This window comes from Veillonella caviae, from assembly GCF_003992125.1.
GTDB lineage: Bacteria > Bacillota > Negativicutes > Veillonellales > Veillonellaceae > Veillonella > Veillonella caviae.
The window spans coordinates 25,470-43,029 of sequence record NZ_RQUY01000018.1; the positions used below are offsets into that span (position 1 = coordinate 25,470).

The window sequence follows — 17,560 nt, forward strand, 5'->3', positions numbered from 1 at the left end:
TACTATTCGACTTAGAATATGAAAACTCCTTTTTTTAGTTATAACAAATATTTATTAGCTGTAATTTACCAATGATATGGTTCATTGCGATTTATTTTAGCAGTCCTATAAATCTGTTCGACTAACAAAAGTCGCACCATTTGATGAGTGAAGGTCATTGGACTAAATGACAGCTTTCTATTAACAGCTCCGCGCAGCTCATCACTCACTCCAAAGGCGCCACCGATAATAAAAGCCATATCGCTAATACCATCTACCTCTAATTGAGCTACCGTAGCCGCTAACTGTTCGGAAGACATTGTTTTTCCATATACGTCGAGGAGTACTGTATAGGCTGATTTTGGAACCGCTTTCAATAACCGCTGTCCCTCTTCTAGTACCACTTGTTTGCGGTCACTATCGCTAGGTTTGTCACCAATCTTGCTTTCATTCAACTCGGTTATCGTAATACCACCATAAGGGCGCATGCGTTTTACAAACTCCGCCACCCCATCACGCAAATAAGCATCTTTTAATTTACCGATACATATAATGGTAAATCTCATGTACAATCTCCTTTACCATATCTACTAACAATGCACAGCCTCTATAGTATGGTCAACCACAAACAACTATAAAATAATCCAGTAAAGAAATGCTATCACAACTATTTTCTTTTACCACCAATCATAGAAATGATTTCATTAGGCTGTCCATGTTGTAATTTCATTTCTGGTCCAATTTTAACGCCTCCATCGACCAGCATTTGTCCAATAGTTTGAGTCACCCGCACAGGATTATTGTTATTTTCAGACCGATGCGCAAGGATAACTTGCATAAATTTTGGTCGTTTCATCATCAACAGTGTCTGCGCCGCCATTTCATTGCTTAAATGGCCTAACTCACTGGCTACTCGCTGTTTCAAAAATGGTTGGTACGGGCCAAATTTGAGCATATGTGGATCGTAATTGGCTTCTAATACAAAGAGCGTCGTATCATCTAAACGTCCTAAGATTTCGTCATTTACGGTACCTGTATCGGTGAGAATAGTCACCTTATCGTTGCCCCCAAACACATTGATACCAATAGGATCTGCCGCATCATGGCTTACGGAAAAGGCCTCTACTGTCAAACGACCTAACGTTAAACTCCCCTTCGTAAGCGGTATCAATTGTTCTTTAGGGACCATCAATTTATCTTGAATTTCCCGCCACGTATGCTGTTTCGTATACACCGGAATATCGTATTTTTTAAGGATTTGTTTCAACCCACAAATATGATCGCTATGCTCATGACTAATAAAAATCCCTTCAATCTCCTGCATATCAATGTGCAAGTCTTTTAACCCATTCACAATGCGGCGACAACTAATCCCCACATCGTAGAGAATGACGGAATTACCTTTTTTAATTACCGTACAATTCCCTTTGCTGCCACTGGCTAAAACATGGACTTCTACTTCACTCATCGTGAAAGTCCTTCTAAACGGGATACAAAATATTTCATATTATCCTCTATATTCGGCCCACGTCTAAACATATCACCGCCTACTAAGAACATCGTATCAGGGCCATATAATGATACTAGTTCATCTAGGCGCGCATCCGTCACACCACCGCCCGGCGCGGGACAAGCAGGTTTCATATACGAATTATCTACTTTAATATAATGACTAATCCATTTACATTGTTCTTCTGTGAAAGTAAACCGACCACCATAGGACACAAAAATCGGCATATCTGCACCAAATAAACGAGGCAACCAGCCGAGATATAAATAATCGGCTACACCGGAAACACCAGGGCTTACAAAGCCCCCCCCAAATGCTGGATGCGCGATAATAGGTAAACCTAAACTTTCATCAGTAGCCAAAGCATGGAGCCATCCAAACCCAACTAGACTAGGTGCCACCATAAGTGCTGTAGCCCCCACCTCTTTGGCGTAATGAGCCCGTTCTAACACCTCCGTGCCATCGCCAGACACATTAGCAGCATATAAAGTATGATGACCGTATTGTTCATTCATAGTTCGCACTTCATTTGCACATCGAGCCACACGGTCTTTGAAGTTTGTAAAACTTTGATTCGTTATGCCGTGGTCATCTTTGATGACATCTGCACCACCTCGAGTGTAGGCACCACACATACGAGCCAACTCCTCATTAGGCGTTCCCATAGGTTTTACCACCGCTTGAATCATGGCACGTTGCGGTGGTGTATGTACTAAAGAACGAAGTCCATCTAAACCAAATCGTGGTCCTTTGAACACATCGTACATAGAAGCAGGCAATTCAATATCAACTACCCAAATATGAGGTTGCAACGACGAATTACCAAAAATGACATTCATCAACTGAGTCGCTTCCATACCAGCCGTAGATACGTGATAGGAAATGCGCGCTATATAAAACTCAGATGGCACATCCGAAACAATCCCCACGGTACCATAAGCCAAATCTGCAGGCATAGGATTTAAAGATTCTAATCGGCCAGTAATAGTATTTTTAATATACTCATCAGTAACAAATTCATAAGGAAATTCTATGGTTTGCTCCACCTGAGCAGACCAAGCAATTTGCTTTGCTTCATCATAACTATTAGCAGCTATACGATAGGTGACTATAAAACGTTCTTCACTCATGATGGTTACCTCCTCATTATATTTGTTAATTATAAACTAAAAGACACCTCAATCATAGAGGTGTCTTTCACTAGGATTTACAAAATTGCATTATTGATAAAAATGTTTTGGATAACCTTTAAATCTCGTAAAGTGTCGATATTTTCTAGCGGCTGCATTACCTTCATTCACAGTTTTATAACCGAACCCATTAAATAGCATATTTAAAATGACTGCCATAATACTACCCGCTGTAATACCAGATTTACATATGATTTGTGCACCACTTGGAAATTGATCATAGAAATGTGGCGCTGCTAAGGGAATCATCGAAACACCAATACTAATGGCTACCAACATTAGATTATAGTTATTATCAAAACGCACTTTGCCAAGAGACCGAATGCCACTAGCGCAAATCATCCCAAACATGGCAATGCCGGCTCCGCCAAGCACAGCATTGGGAATACTAGCTACAATAGCAGCCAGTTTTGGAAATAAACCAAGAACGATTAGAATTATACCGGACATAGCTACTACAAATCGACTTTTTACTCGTGTTACCGCTATGAGCCCTACATTTTGAGCAAATGCGGTATATGGGAAGCTATTGAGAACACCACCAATCATAGTAGACAAACCGTCTGCACGTAGAACAGCTGCCAATTCTTTTTGACCAATTTTTTTGTCTACAATCTCCCCTACGGCGATGCTATCACCTGTGGTTTCTACCATAACTACGAGCATAACAATTATCATGGAAATGATAGATGCCACATCAAAGACAGGTAGACCAAAATAGAACGGTTGCACAACAGAAATCCATTGTGCTTTTCCTACTTCATCAAAATTAGTAATACCTACAAACATAGCTATAACAGTACCTAAAATCAATCCAATGAGGATTGCTAGGTTACCGATAAAGCCCTTGCCAAAGCGATATGTTAGTACAACGATAACAAAGGTAGCTACACCTAAGGCAATATTAGTAATACTGCCAAACTCAGGGTTGCCAATACCGCCTCCCATCCAATTGACTGCTACTGGCAATAGATTAATCCCGATAATAGTAATAATCGTACCTGTTACAACTGGTGGAAACAATCGAATCAAACGACTGAAGAATGGCGCTACTAAAAATGTAAATAAACCAGCTACTATAATAGCACCATAAATAGTAGGCATATCATGTTGAGTTCCAATCATAATCATAGGCCCTACGGAAGCAAATGTAACACCTTGAATGAGTGGTATGCGACCACCGATATAACCAAATCCTAATGTTTGAAGAAGGGTAGCAATTCCACAAGTAAATAAATCCGCAGTAATAAGTCGAATCAAATCCTCGATAGGTAAATGCATCGCTTGCGCAATAATAATCGGTACCGCTACCGCCCCTGCATACATAGCTAATACATGTTGTAAACCATAAGCAAACATCTGTGGTAATGGCACCATACCATCCACATGATTAACGCCATCCTTATTCATATAAATCACCTCATATCTTGTATAGATTATTAGTTTCTATATTATGTATAAGACTTATTTCCAATCATATAATAACTAAAAGCCATATTATACAGGCTTGTATTCTATTACGGATATAAACTCAAGACTATAACTATAATCTAGCTATTTCCTATATCCTGTATGGCACAACGGTAAGGACCGACGTGGTTCTCCATCAATACGACGATATGCATTGGCAATAGATGGCGCAATAGGAATACTACTAATTTCGCCTATTCCTTTCGCACCATATGCATATTGGTCAGGTGTACCTTTTTCGATAAGTGATACATGTATTTTAGGACACTGTGTAGACCGTAACAAACCTAACGTGCCATATTTCGACATAACATATCCATCTTTATAGACAAAGTCTTCTGTCACACCATAGCCCATGCCCATAATAGCTCCACCTTCGGCTTGTCCTTCACAAGATTGCGGGTTTATAACGCGACCTACATCATAAGCTACATGTAAATCAGATACTTTATTATCATCACCTATAATAGCTACACAAGCACCAAACCCATAGGCAACATGATTTTTAGGATGCGGTTTATCCGAATTAAAAGGATCTGTAACACCTAAAAACTCTTCCGTAATTTCAGTCCCATTTAATTCATCTAAAGATTTAGTTTCTAATAACTCTTTTAGCTTTACACTAGCTAAACGTGTAGCTTCACCAGTAAACAATGTTTGTCGTGATGCAGTAGTGGTACCGGAATTCGGTGTTCGCACGGTGTCTGGTGACTCTACCAATACTTTATCCCTTGTTAACCCCGTTGTTTCACAAAGTATTTGTGTCGCCATAGTACCTACACCTTGTCCGATACATGCAGCACCAGTACGGATACGAACGATACCATTTTGTACTTCTAGAGTTGTGCGACCAATATCAGGTAGTCCTACTCCAATACCGCTATTTTTCATACAAATAGCGAGACCACTGCGAGGAGAACTATAATATGCCTCTTTCACAGCCTCTAAACATTCCACTAACCCTGTTTCTTCACTACAAATTTGTCCATTCGGCAAAGCTTCACCTGGTCTCACTGCATTCTTATAGCGAAATGCCCATGGATCCATACCAACAAGAGCGGCTAACTCATCAATATTTTGCTCTTGCCCAAATACAGTTTGGGTTACCCCAAAACCACGAAATGCCCCACCAGGCACGGTATTTGTATAGACACATACACCATCGAAAGCAAAATTTTCAAAGTGATAAGGACCACTAGAATGAGTACCAGCCCGCTGCAATACAGGTCCACCTAAAGAGGCATAGGCACCGCAATTAGATACGATGGATACCTTGCTAGCTGTCAAATTCCCTTCTTCATCACAAGCAGTGGTTATATCCATTTCCATAGCATGCCGTTTTGTATGAATCAGCAAGCTTTCTTGACGAGAAAATCGGACATTTACAGGCAGTCCTGTAATCCACGCTGCAAGAGATGCATGATGTTGCACACTCATATCTTCTTTGCCGCCAAAGCCACCACCAACGAGCATACTGTGAACTTGAACAGACTCATCAGGAATTCCTAACATGCGAGCTACCTCTCGCCGATCATCAAATACATTTTGACTTCCCGAATGAAGATGAAGTATATCTCCAACTCTATAAGCTACTGCACATTCTGGTTCCATGAAAGCATGATCCGTTTGCGGTGTAGAGTAGTGATTTGTCACAACAAATGCAGATTCCGCAATAGCCTTATCAACGTCACCACGAGACAAGGTTTGATAGGACAAGATATTGCCCGACTCATGCAATAGTGGTGCATCGGGAGCCATTGCCTCCTCTGGGGTTAGCAAAGGTTTTAGTTCCGTATATTCTACGTCGATTAAATTGCATACTTCATCAAGGTATTTTTTTTCTTTTACTACCGCCAAAGCTATTGCATCACCAACATAGCGGGTCACATGACCTTCTTTGATAAATACATCCCAGTCCGGAGTAAGATGCCCCGTTTTATTAAATGGTACATCACAAGCTGTGAGCACCGTAATGCATTGTGGATGTGCTAATGCTTTATTAATATCGATTCTATCAACTCGTGCACGTGGATATTTAGAACGAATAGCCTTCGCATAAACCATGCCATCTACTTTAAAATCATCACTGTAAAGCCCTGTACCAAGGACTTTATCTTCTACATCGATACGATGTAACGGAGTCCCCACTGCAGCTGTATAATCTGCAGCAGGCACAGGTATATTATCACGTAACATTTGTGCCGCTAAGGCTATACCTTGTTCTATTTTCACATATCCTGTACAACGACAAATATTACCCATAATAGCTTTTTTTATATCTGCTGATGTGGGATTAGGATTTTCATCAATAAGTGCTTTCGCACTGATAATCATGCCTGGAATACAAAATCCGCATTGTACAGCACCGCATTCACCAAAGGCATATGTATATACAGATTTTTCGCGCTCCGATAAACCTTCAATGGTGGTTACCTTTTTGCCATCCAACTGTGATAATGTAACGACACAGGCTTTAGATTTTTTGCCATCTATAAGAATTGTGCATGTACCACAGGCACCACCACTACAACCTTCTTTTGTGCCTCTTAAGCCTAATGTGTCCCGTAAATAATCGATTAAACGCTGATCGTCTAGGACCTGATGATAGGTACCATTCACTTGAAATTGGTACATATAATCGCCCTCCCTCCACTAAGGAATACATTTACCTAAATGGTCATTTATAATCTCACCGTTATCTACGACATGATGTCCTCGTAAGAAAACATGTGCAATGCCACCTTTTATTTTCATCCCTTCATAGGGAATATAATCAGCCTTAGTATGGGCTGTTCGTTTTGAAAGCACTTGCTCTATATGTGGATTGAGTATAGTAATATCTGCATCACTACCCACTTGTAAAGCACCTTTCTTAGGATACAGCCCATATAATTTTGCCGAATTTTCACTAATAACCTTCATAAAAGTATGCGGACTGCCGTGGCGTTCATTAACTATAACATGATAAGTAATTAAACCACGTTCTTCCACACCAGGAACACCACCAGGAATACGAGTAAAATCATGTAATCCTTGTTTTTTCTGGCTTTCAAAATTAAAACTACAATGGTCTGAACCTACTGTTTGAACCATATCTGACATCAATCCATTCTGCAGTGCCACATTATCTTGCTTGCACCGCAGTGGCGGACTCATCACATATTTGGCACCTTCAAAATCTGGCAATGTATATAACGATTCATTCAACACCAAGTACTGTGGACATGTTTCACACGTAACGTGATGCCCTTTCCTTCGCTCTTGTTCAATGATATTAAGTCCTAACTCAGAACTAACATGAACGATATGAACCGGATAATCAGCTAATGCACCAATAGTAATAAACCTCTGTATTGCTTCCGTTTCAATCAGTATCGGTCTCGATATAGGATGACTGCCCACTCCCAATTTCGATGCCTGTCGCAGCTCATCTATGAGAGCCTCAATAAGAGGACCATTCTCACAATGAGCAGCCACCAGCACACCTGTTTGAGATATGGCTCGTATCACCCTGTATAAGTCTTTGTCATTTAATCGAAATCCATATGCTAAATAAACTTTAAAAGATGATACTCCGTGATTTACAATTCGAGGAATTTCCACCAAAATCGTATCATTCACATCTACAATTTCCATATGGAATGCTACATCGCATGATATATGATTGTCGGCTCTACGACGATGAACCTGCAACCCTTTTATCAAAGAGCCCTCTTCAGGAGTAGCAAAATTAATAACCGTCGTAGTCCCTCCGGCAATAGCCGCCAGGCTACCGCTTTCAAAATCATCTGCAGTACTAGCCAATACATTGGTCATTTGAAAATGTGTATGAGGATCTATAAATCCTGGAAATACATAGCACCCAGTTGCATCTATTATTTCGGCACCTACAGGTATATCATGAATATGTCCGATATGTGTAATTATTTCATTATTTATCATAATATCGCCATTGATGATTTCATTTGGCAGCACAAGTTCTCCATTGCGTATGATTTTCATGATACATAATAGGCATGCTCTTTTATAAAAGCTTGCACAACTCCTTTTAATTCTTCAGGTAATGCATCGATATCACATACCCCTGCCACGCCTTTAAATCGATACCCACATAAGGTACCAAGAACATAGAATCCATCATTAGTACTGTCATCTAAGGCTAACTCATTATGGAAGTAAGTAAGACGATCTTTATATGGTTGACAAGGTTCTATACAGTGACACGCACAATTACCACATTCATTGCAACTTTCATCAATATGAATAATAATACGTTTATTCCCTATAGTGAGAATCTCATTAGTTCGATTTGGACAGACGCGAACACAGGCACCACAGAGAACTCGGCACTGATAATCCTGAGCACGAGTATCTGGGAAACTAGGATGAGCATCACGCTTTTTCTGCATCACTTCTGATTTTTTGAATAATTTGTTATTTCCAATATCCTCTACGAGCTGTTTAATTTTATCCTTCTGTACTGATTTTGCTAATTCATAATCACCAGTTTCTACAGAATCTGCGAGGCTCTTAAAGGTGTCGTACCCTTCACCTTGCAACAAAATAGTACATACCGTAATTGGCCAAATACCACATTCAAAAATAGATTTAATATTTTGTTTCACCGCACCACCGCTATAAGAAATAGGCAATCGAGAGCCAAAATGACTACTCAATAGTTGGGCTACACCAACAGTCAATGGCAATAGTGATTTGCCAGACATATACATTTGTTCTCCTGGCAATTCATGATTATGGATAGCTACGGGGAATGTATTCGTCAATTTAACCCCAAATACAACGCCTGCATCAGCACCAACTGCAAGCAACCGTTCTAACATTGGAATGGCAGCATCAAATTTTAAATCTACATCAAATTGATGTTCATCAAATTCTATATATTTAAATCCTGCATCATCTAATAATTGACGAACTGTTTTAGGTCCTAGTAAAGTAGGATTACATTTTAAATATAAATTAAGCCCTTTATCCTTCATTAAATAGGTACAGATAGACTCTATTTCCTCCGCTGGACACCCATGCATGGTAGACAATGTTATGGCTACACAAATCTCATCACTAATGCTATTAATATAGTCAATATCAATGTTCTCAAATTTGTGTAAATTATCTAGAGCCCACTGCTTGCACTCATTCCACATCGGTGATTGCTTTCCATGCCTCATGGTTTCTATGAAATCATCTACTAGCTCACTTTGAATACCTGCTAAGTTATATCCAACACTCATGATAAACATAAATCCATGAGGGTCTCCTAAGCTATACTCTTTAGCGATAAGATGAATAGCAAACCAAGCCTTAATATATTCTTCAGCTGCTTTGTCACAGCGATATTCCGCAGACCATTCCACGTTATAAGCTTCGTCTACAGAGTTAATACAAGGCCTTGGAATGCCTAACTCCTCACCATACATAATTTGTACCGTCTTTAATTCGATGCATCGAGCACCACCTACATAGGAGGCTACAATGTTTTGCGCTAATTGCGTGTTAGGACCTGCCGCAGGTCCTAGAGGATTTTCTAATTTTCTACCAAAAAGAGATAATGATTTATTATGTGTTGTGCGATGGATTTTTTTTACATTGTAAATCCGATTGTACAACGAATATTCCGTCATAATATGATTCATTAATTTCCCGAAACTTACGGGATACATAATATCACTCATACAATCACACTCCTTATCTAAAGGTATTCATTATGTGTTGAGACGTTTCCATAAACGTTCTAATTAATATGTAAACTAACTGTATACCATATACGCTCTATTTGTTATCTATTAAGTCTATATAATTCTCTTCCACAAGGTTTCGGAAGTCTTTCGAATATATTCCATTATTTCCGCTTTATCCAGGCCTTGTAATTGACGATCAATCATACGTGGTATGCCATCACTAATAGTAGTTATTACATGCATACCTGTAGCTCCGAACAGTAGATGTCCATTAATATTTTTTTCATCTAATGGCGTAGGTGCTATATAATCTAATACCACCACATCTGCTGCAGCACTAGGTCTTAATACCCCCACCGTAACATCAAAGAATTGATTTGCCAATGTACGATTATTTTCAAACAACATATATGGCACTTCACTCCATCCAACATAAGGTTTATGGTTTTCATGTTTTACTAAACAATTTGCCACCTTATAAGATTCCAACATATCATTCGTATATCCATCTGTACCAAGGCCTACAGTTATACCTGCACCTAATAATTTGAGGATATCCGTAGTCCCTACGGCATTGCCCATATTACTTTCTGGATTGTGCACCACATTTGTATGTGAATCTTTTAATAGCTGTACATCTTCGTCATTTACATGTACGCAATGTCCTGCAATAGTTTTAGACCCTAATATATTACATTCATATAAACGGCGCACCGGACTCACACCATATTGTTCTATGCTATCTTGTACATCTTCTGGTCCTTCTGCAATATGAACATGATATCCTAACTGTTTAGTGTTCTTTGATTGAACATAATCTAAAGTAGATGGGCTCAACGTAAAGGATGCATGAAGTCCCATCATAGCAGCTAAGTGTTCAGCATCTTTCTCCGCTTCCTCGGCAAATCGTAAGTTTTCATGTACAGCCTGTTTCATAGCTTCCACGCCATTGCGATCAGATATTTCATAACATAAACATGACCGTACACCAAATCGTTTCGCCACATCTGCAATAATGGATAGGCTACCGTCTATATCACCATAGCTAGCATGGTGATCAAAAATGGTAGTTACACCATTTTCAATGCATCCCATATATGTTAAAAGTGCACTCGCTTTTACATCATCAGCTAATAAATGATTGTCTAGTTTGAACCATAAATTCTCTAAAATTTCACCGAAATTTGTAGGTGCTGATCCCGGCATAGATAATCCTCTAGCCAAAGCAGAATAAATATGATGATGTCCGTTAATAAACCCCGGCATAATGAGTCCATTATGAGCATCGATAATCTCTACATTAGGATTTTTTTGTTGTAGCGTTTTAAAATCCTCTACTGCAACGATAGTAGAACCATCTATTAATACACCGCCATCATAAATAATTGGTCGATTTACATCCCTCGTAATGACTGTGCCACGTCCTAACAAAATCACAATATCACCTCCTATTTTGCATTCTTATTCATTTATATATTATTATAATACGATACGCGTCCCCGTTTCTCCTGCTATACCAGCTTTAGATTTTTCTAATAATGTAATAATCGCAACACGACCCGGCTTGGATTCAGCGAATGCAACAGCAGCTTCCATTTTCGGTTTCATAGAACCTTTAGCAAATTCACCATTGGCGATATGATGTTTCGCCTCTTCCACAGTTATGGTATCCAACCATTCTTGATCAGGTTGCCCAAAACGAATAGCCGCTTTTTCAATAGCCGTTAAAATAACGAGAATATCTGCATCAATTTCTCTTGCTAATAGACTACTGGTCCAATCTTTATCAATAACCGCAGATGCACCATTGAGCGCATACCCATCTCGTGTAACAGGAATTCCTCCACCTCCACAAGCAATAATAAGCTCTTTGCCGACTAAATCCTTAATAGCATTTAATTCGATAATTTCCTTCGGCTCCGGTGATGCCACTACACGTCGATATCCACGACCTGCATCTTCTTTTACTACATAATCATAATGACTTGCAGCGAATTCAGCTTCCTCTTTTGTCATAAAATGGCCAATTGGCTTCGTTGGGTTTTTAAAAGCAGGATCATCAGCATCAACCCGAACTTGTGTAACCATGGACATAACAGGCAAGTCTTTAATACCTCGATTCAAAAGCTCTTCTCTAATTGCATTTTGTAAGTCATAGCCAATATAAGCTTGGCTCATGGCTACACATACAGATAAAGGCGTGTTAGGTTGTGTTTTTACTTCTCTTGTCAACGCCGCCATAGCATTATTAATCATGCCAATTTGTGGGCCATTACCGTGAGTAACAACCACATCACAACCTTCTTCTACTAAATCTACAATTGTTTTTGCTGTACTTTTAACAGCGATTTTTTGCTCCGGCAATGTGTTTCCTAGAGCATTGCCACCTAAGGCAACAACAACACGTTTATTCATAATGTACCTCATGTACTAACAAAGATAGCTACAGGGCAATAAATTCTATACTGTATCTCCTACACATAAAGTCTGGCAACGCAATGGATATGCCTTTTATCTAAAAGATACAAAAAAGGGCTATCTTGAACAGATAGCCCTCAAAAAACTTACGGTTGAACTCGTTCTGTTCCCTTACGTTCTAATTCTTTTAAGGTTTCTACAGGATTTTTAAATTTGCTAAGGAAAATCATAGCAGCAATAACATATGGTTTAAAGCTAGCTTCTTTATAAAGAGGTACTCTATACCGCTCAAATACACTTGCATCGACTTCCCCTTCGTCGCAGCTGACACCAGTAATATCCGCCGGTAAACAGTGCAAGTATAATGCTTTACCATCTTTTGTAAGCTTCATCATCTCTTCGGTACAAGCCCAGTCCTTGTGATTTGCATTTTCTTGTAACAACTCTTGTTCTAATGCTTTAATACCTTCATAATCATTATCACCATATAGTTTCGTCCGCTTTTCCATAGCTCCAAATGGCGCCCAGCTCTTCGGATAAACAATGTCTGCATCTTTAAAAGCATCCGCCATATCATTAGTGCGACGGAATGAACCTCCACTCGCCTTAGCTTGCTCTTCAGCCAATTTTTCTACATCGGGCATCACTTCATAACCTTCTGGATGAGCCAATACGACATCCATACCAAGGCGTGTAAACAATCCGATAGCCCCTTGTGGAACAGATAAAGGTTTACCATACGAAGGTGAGTAAGCCCAAGTCATTGCAATTTTCTTGCCTTTTAAATTCTCAATACCACCAAATTCTCGAATAATATGAGCTGTGTCAGCCATAATTTGTGTTGGATGATCGATATCGCATTGCAAATTAACTAATGTTGGTCTTTGTTCTAATACACCATCTTCATAGCCCTCTTGCACTGCATCGGCTACAGTGTGCATATACGCATTGCCTTTTCCGATATACATATCATCACGAATACCGATAACATCAGCCATAAAGGAAATCATATTTGCCGTTTCCCGCACGGTTTCTCCATGTGCAATTTGAGATTTACCTTCATCTAAATCTTGCACCTCTAAGCCAAGCAAATTACAAGCAGATGTAAAGGAAAAACGAGTCCGTGTAGAATTATCTCTAAACAAAGAGATACCTAAACCGCTATCAAATACTTTTGTGGAAATATTGCGTTCTCGCAATGCGCGCAATGCATCTGCAACAGCCCATATACCGCGCAACTCATCATCTGTTTTCTCCCAAGTTAAGAAGAAATCATTACCATACATCTTGCTTACGTCTAATTGTTCTAGAGCTTCAATACTTTTGTTGAAATCAGTCATAATAGGCCTCACTTTCACAAGGTATAGAATGTATAAAAGATATATTGATATATCACCTATAATTGTCTTGCTTATCTATGATAAAAATATGTATAGGAAAGTGTAAGAGCGTATATCAACAGCCAACTATAGGTGACATATAAGCTAATAAATTTATATATTCATTGTCTGTAGATTTATACAGTAACGAACTCAAATATTATTGATTTACAACCAACTATGCAATTACTATTAATAGATAGCATTCTATTTACAATATACGGTTGGTAGTAATGCATATACGGCGGCACAAGTAATTAAATCTTGTTTCCACGTAATTTCATTCGGTGCATGCGCTTGTGCTTCAGCACCAGGGCCAAAGCCGATACATGGGATGCCATTGCGTCCCATGATAGATACACCATTCGTAGAAAATGTCCATTTATCAGTTAACGGACGAGAGCGACGCATTTCAATTGTATCTGATGCCCCTATCCGTTCTGTGCCATATAAAGTAGTATATGCTTCTTCTAAAGCAACAGTAACTTTATGATCTTTTGGAATGACCCAAGTAGGGAAATAGCATTCAATAGGATATGTTAATCCAGTCCATGATGGACGAGCATATTCGTACATAGTTACGGTAGCACCATATTTTTGAACATGTGGTAAACTTTCAATTTCAGCTAAACAAGATTGCCACGTTTCACCAGCAGTCATGCGCCTATCCAAGGATATCGCACAGGAGTCAGCAACAGCACAACGGCTTGGGGAGGTATAAAATATTTGAGATGTCGTCACTGTACCTCGTCCAAGGAAACGTGCTTCTTCATAATGGTCTGGATTATACTTAGGGTCTAGCATCTTAACAAGCCCTTTGATACTTGTACTTTCATCAGCAGAGTTGGCATTTAACTGACGAATATCTTGAAGAATGTCTGCCATTTTATAAATCGCATTGTCACCGCGTTCAGGCGCTGATCCATGACAAGATACACCTTGTACATCAACACGAATTTCCATACGTCCCCGTTGTCCGCGATAAATTCCCCCATCTGTAGGTTCTGTGGACACTACGAATTCCGGTCTTATGTTGCGTTCTTTGATTATGTATTCCCAGCAAAGACCATCACAGTCTTCTTCTTGTACAGTACCAACTACGAGAATGCGATATTTATCACTTAAAAGACCTAAATCCTTCATAATTTTAGCACCATATACAGCAGATACAATGCCGCCTAATTGATCGGATACACCACGTCCACCAATTTTTGTATCATCTTCAAAGCCTTGATAAGGATCAAATTCCCAATTATCTCTATTACCAATACCTACAGTATCGATATGTCCATCAAAGGCAATTAATGTTTTCCCAGACCCCATATAACCAAGGATATTTCCCATCGGATCTATTTCTACTTCATCAAAACCAAGATTTTTCATTTCTTGTTCAATCCGTTTTACATGGTCTTTTTCCTCTGCACTTTCACCTGGAAATGCAACGATATCACGTAAAAACTTGGTCATTGCAGGACCATATTGAGCTGCTGCAGTTTTAATTGCTTGTACATCCATCTCGAGTTCCTCCTGTTGTTCAACTATATTAATCTAACTCCATGTCAAACTCTAAGTATATTCTAGATTACTAACTTAATAGTCATCTTATCTATAAAAACACTAACTATTATGTATCCAAACCGTACCAAACAATATTTTTATATCTATCAGGGTCAGTATTACCCTCAGTAGAGAAACAAAGAACCTTAGAATGTTCATTTAGTTCTAATTCATTTCGCAAATCTTCGTATTCTGCCATGGTCATAACAGCCATGATAAAACCTAATGGGGCTGCCCCAGATTCACCAGATATAATAGATGTATCGCCTTTAAGTGGCGCTGCACTGACACGCATACCGAGCCGTGCCACCCAATCAGGAATAGCTACGAAATAATCTACGTGATTACGCAGAATATCCCATGATACGATATTCGGCTCCCCACAGGCAAGGCCAGCCATAATAGTTGGCAAATCACCTTCTACAATGCGTGGATTTCCATCGTTAGCAACAGCACCTTTATATAAACACGCAGCGCCATCTGCTTCCACAACAATGAATTTTGGTTTATGAATTGCATCATGATAAAAATTTGAGAAATATCCCACCATAGCACCTGCTAAGGATCCTACACCAGCTTGAACAACGATATGAGTTGGAATGTTACATCCACTTTGTTCCAATTGCTGTGATGCTTCCATTGCCAATGTACCATAACCTTGCATAATCCAGTTCGGAATATCCTCATATCCATCCCACGCTGTATCTTGAACAACTACACCATTTTCAACCTTCTTAGATTCTGCTGTAGCTAAACGTACACAATCATCGTAATTAAATTTCTCGATAGTAACGGTAGCACCTTCATTAGCAATTTGTTGCTTTCTATATTCCGTTGATCCTTTTGGCATAAACACAACAGACTTCTGACCTAATTTATTGGCCGCCCAGGCTACACCGCGACCATGATTGCCATCAGTAGCTGTAAAAAATGTAGCTTGCCCAAATTCATCACGAAGTTCTTGTGATATAAGTACGTCATACGGTAATTCTTTTACCGATTTACCTAACTTCTCTGCTACATATTTGCCTATTGCATAAGATCCGCCTAACACCTTAAATGCATTGAGCCCAAATCGATAGGATTCATCTTTTACAAACAATGACGCTAATCCTATATTTTCTGCTAACTGTGAAAGAGAAACTAATGGTGTTTCGCTATATTGAGGAAAACTTTCATGAAATGTTTTTGCTGCCTTAACTTCACGAATATCCATTATCGGTAAGTACTTGTCACTAGAATGTTCCATTCTATTACGGACCCATTTAATCTGTTCCATCATATACCTCCTAGGTTTCAGTTGAAGAATTACACTCTTCTTTGACAGTATTTAAATCACTATATAAAGTGAACTTTGAAACATTAAAATAATCCCCTATCTTCTCTGATGATTTAGAAATTAAAAAAGCTCCTTTTTCATACAAATATTTAATAGCTCGTAATCTTTCCATTTTATTCATTAATGGTCCAGGCTTACCAACTAAACGCTCTGCATTCACTAACAAGTCATCTAATAAATCACTAACACTTGATGTAATTTGTTCTACAGGACCATCAATAGGTGTAGCGATAATCTGTGCTAATGAATTATGCATCATAACAAAATTCGTAATATCTTGATTAATACCCAATAAATATTGAATTTGTCCTTCGTCATCGCGTATATATATAGTGGTTGATCGTAATATACGACCTTCCTTGGTTTTAGTTAGGTATCCAAACCGTCCATCACTACCATCATCATTTTGTAATACGTCTAATACTACATGAGATGGTCCATCTCCAATTTGTCGATTCGATATATTTCCGTTCTCAATGTAAACAAGAGATTTATCCATATCTGTGCGTACATCATGGATAAGAACTTCACAAGAGTTGCCAAATTGTACTGCTAGTCCATGAGCAATTACAATCAGTCGTTCCAACGCTCCCATTCATATAACCTCCTATCAGTACTACTGAAATTGGTTTATAAATCTATATAAATGCACTCTAATTATTTGTCTTGTTATCTAACTATTTGTTAGGCTTCTTGATTTGATTATATAATCACCATGCAAAAAAATCAATATTATTATGCACAAAATTAATAGATATGCATTAGGTAATGAACATACGCATTATAAATCTAGACAATAACAATATCCTCTATAAAAATATAAAATAAGTTATTACAAAAAATGCTAACTCATCGTCAAGCTCTCAATTACAAAGACATAAACAAAATATGTTTACTAGTCTAGCACAGGATATTCCATTCACAGTTAATAAAGGGATTGTATATCAGGGTTATAGGACAAAAAGTGTGTGTGACTAATCCCAATAAGTTGGAAAATTTGTAGACATATGTAGCTCATTCCA

13 protein-coding genes are annotated in these 17,560 nt (G+C 38.7%); all 13 read right to left on the minus strand.

Annotated features, from left to right (window positions below):
- Nucleotides 1–65 precede the first annotated feature (65 nt).
- The 13 genes from rlmH to EO120_RS07095 all read right to left on the minus strand — a co-directional run bounded on the left by rlmH (nt 66) and on the right by EO120_RS07095 (nt 17,133).
- The gene (rlmH, locus tag EO120_RS07035) at nt 66–545 is read right to left on the minus strand and encodes a 23S rRNA (pseudouridine(1915)-N(3))-methyltransferase RlmH (protein WP_127134778.1); all 480 of its coding nucleotides are present in this window, start codon (nt 543–545) and stop codon (nt 66–68) included.
- Nucleotides 546–646: 101 nt separating this feature from the next.
- Entirely contained in the window at nt 647–1,447 is an 801-nt protein-coding gene (locus EO120_RS07040; protein ID WP_127134779.1) for an MBL fold metallo-hydrolase, read from the minus strand.
- Entirely contained in the window at nt 1,444–2,619 is a 1,176-nt protein-coding gene (locus EO120_RS07045; RefSeq protein ID WP_127134780.1) for a RuBisCO large subunit C-terminal-like domain-containing protein, read from the minus strand. The genes EO120_RS07040 and EO120_RS07045 overlap by 4 nt, the downstream gene beginning before the upstream one ends.
- Before the next feature lie 90 nt (nt 2,620–2,709).
- Nucleotides 2,710–4,056, minus strand: coding sequence for a nucleobase:cation symporter-2 family protein (locus EO120_RS07050; RefSeq protein ID WP_407834511.1), 1,347 nt, complete (start codon nt 4,054–4,056; stop codon nt 2,710–2,712).
- A 177-nt stretch (nt 4,057–4,233) separates the two neighbouring features.
- Nucleotides 4,234–6,783: a selenium-dependent xanthine dehydrogenase gene (gene xdh, locus EO120_RS07055; protein ID WP_127134782.1), complete on the minus strand. Its 2,550-nt coding sequence runs from the start codon at nt 6,781–6,783 to the stop codon at nt 4,234–4,236.
- A gap of 18 nt (nt 6,784–6,801) precedes the next feature.
- Nucleotides 6,802–8,151: a dihydropyrimidinase gene (hydA, locus tag EO120_RS07060; protein ID WP_127134783.1), complete on the minus strand. Its 1,350-nt coding sequence runs from the start codon at nt 8,149–8,151 to the stop codon at nt 6,802–6,804.
- Nucleotides 8,148–9,839: a selenate reductase gene (locus EO120_RS07065; protein ID WP_127134784.1), complete on the minus strand. Its 1,692-nt coding sequence runs from the start codon at nt 9,837–9,839 to the stop codon at nt 8,148–8,150. The genes hydA and EO120_RS07065 overlap by 4 nt, the downstream gene beginning before the upstream one ends.
- Nucleotides 9,840–9,956: 117 nt before the next feature.
- Nucleotides 9,957–11,282, minus strand: a complete 1,326-nt coding sequence (gene ssnA / locus EO120_RS07070; RefSeq protein ID WP_127134785.1) for a putative aminohydrolase SsnA — start codon at nt 11,280–11,282, stop codon at nt 9,957–9,959.
- Between the two features lie 42 nt (nt 11,283–11,324).
- Nucleotides 11,325–12,260 (minus strand): carbamate kinase, encoded by a 936-nt coding sequence (gene arcC / locus EO120_RS07075; protein WP_127134786.1) that lies wholly within the window; start codon nt 12,258–12,260, stop codon nt 11,325–11,327.
- A gap of 149 nt (nt 12,261–12,409) precedes the next feature.
- A complete protein-coding gene (gene ygeW, locus EO120_RS07080) occupies nt 12,410–13,603 on the minus strand; it encodes a knotted carbamoyltransferase YgeW (RefSeq protein ID WP_127134787.1) in 1,194 nt (397 codons plus the stop codon).
- 246 nt (nt 13,604–13,849) lie between these two features.
- On the minus strand, nt 13,850–15,157 hold the full coding sequence (locus tag EO120_RS07085) for a YgeY family selenium metabolism-linked hydrolase (RefSeq protein ID WP_127134788.1): 1,308 nt from the start codon (nt 15,155–15,157) through the stop codon (nt 13,850–13,852).
- A 109-nt stretch (nt 15,158–15,266) separates the two neighbouring features.
- Nucleotides 15,267–16,478, minus strand: coding sequence for a diaminopropionate ammonia-lyase (gene dpaL, locus EO120_RS07090; RefSeq protein WP_127134789.1), 1,212 nt, complete (start codon nt 16,476–16,478; stop codon nt 15,267–15,269).
- Between the two features lie 10 nt (nt 16,479–16,488).
- Nucleotides 16,489–17,133 (minus strand): helix-turn-helix transcriptional regulator, encoded by a 645-nt coding sequence (locus EO120_RS07095; RefSeq protein WP_127134790.1) that lies wholly within the window; start codon nt 17,131–17,133, stop codon nt 16,489–16,491.
- Between the last annotated feature and the right edge of the window lie 427 nt (nt 17,134–17,560).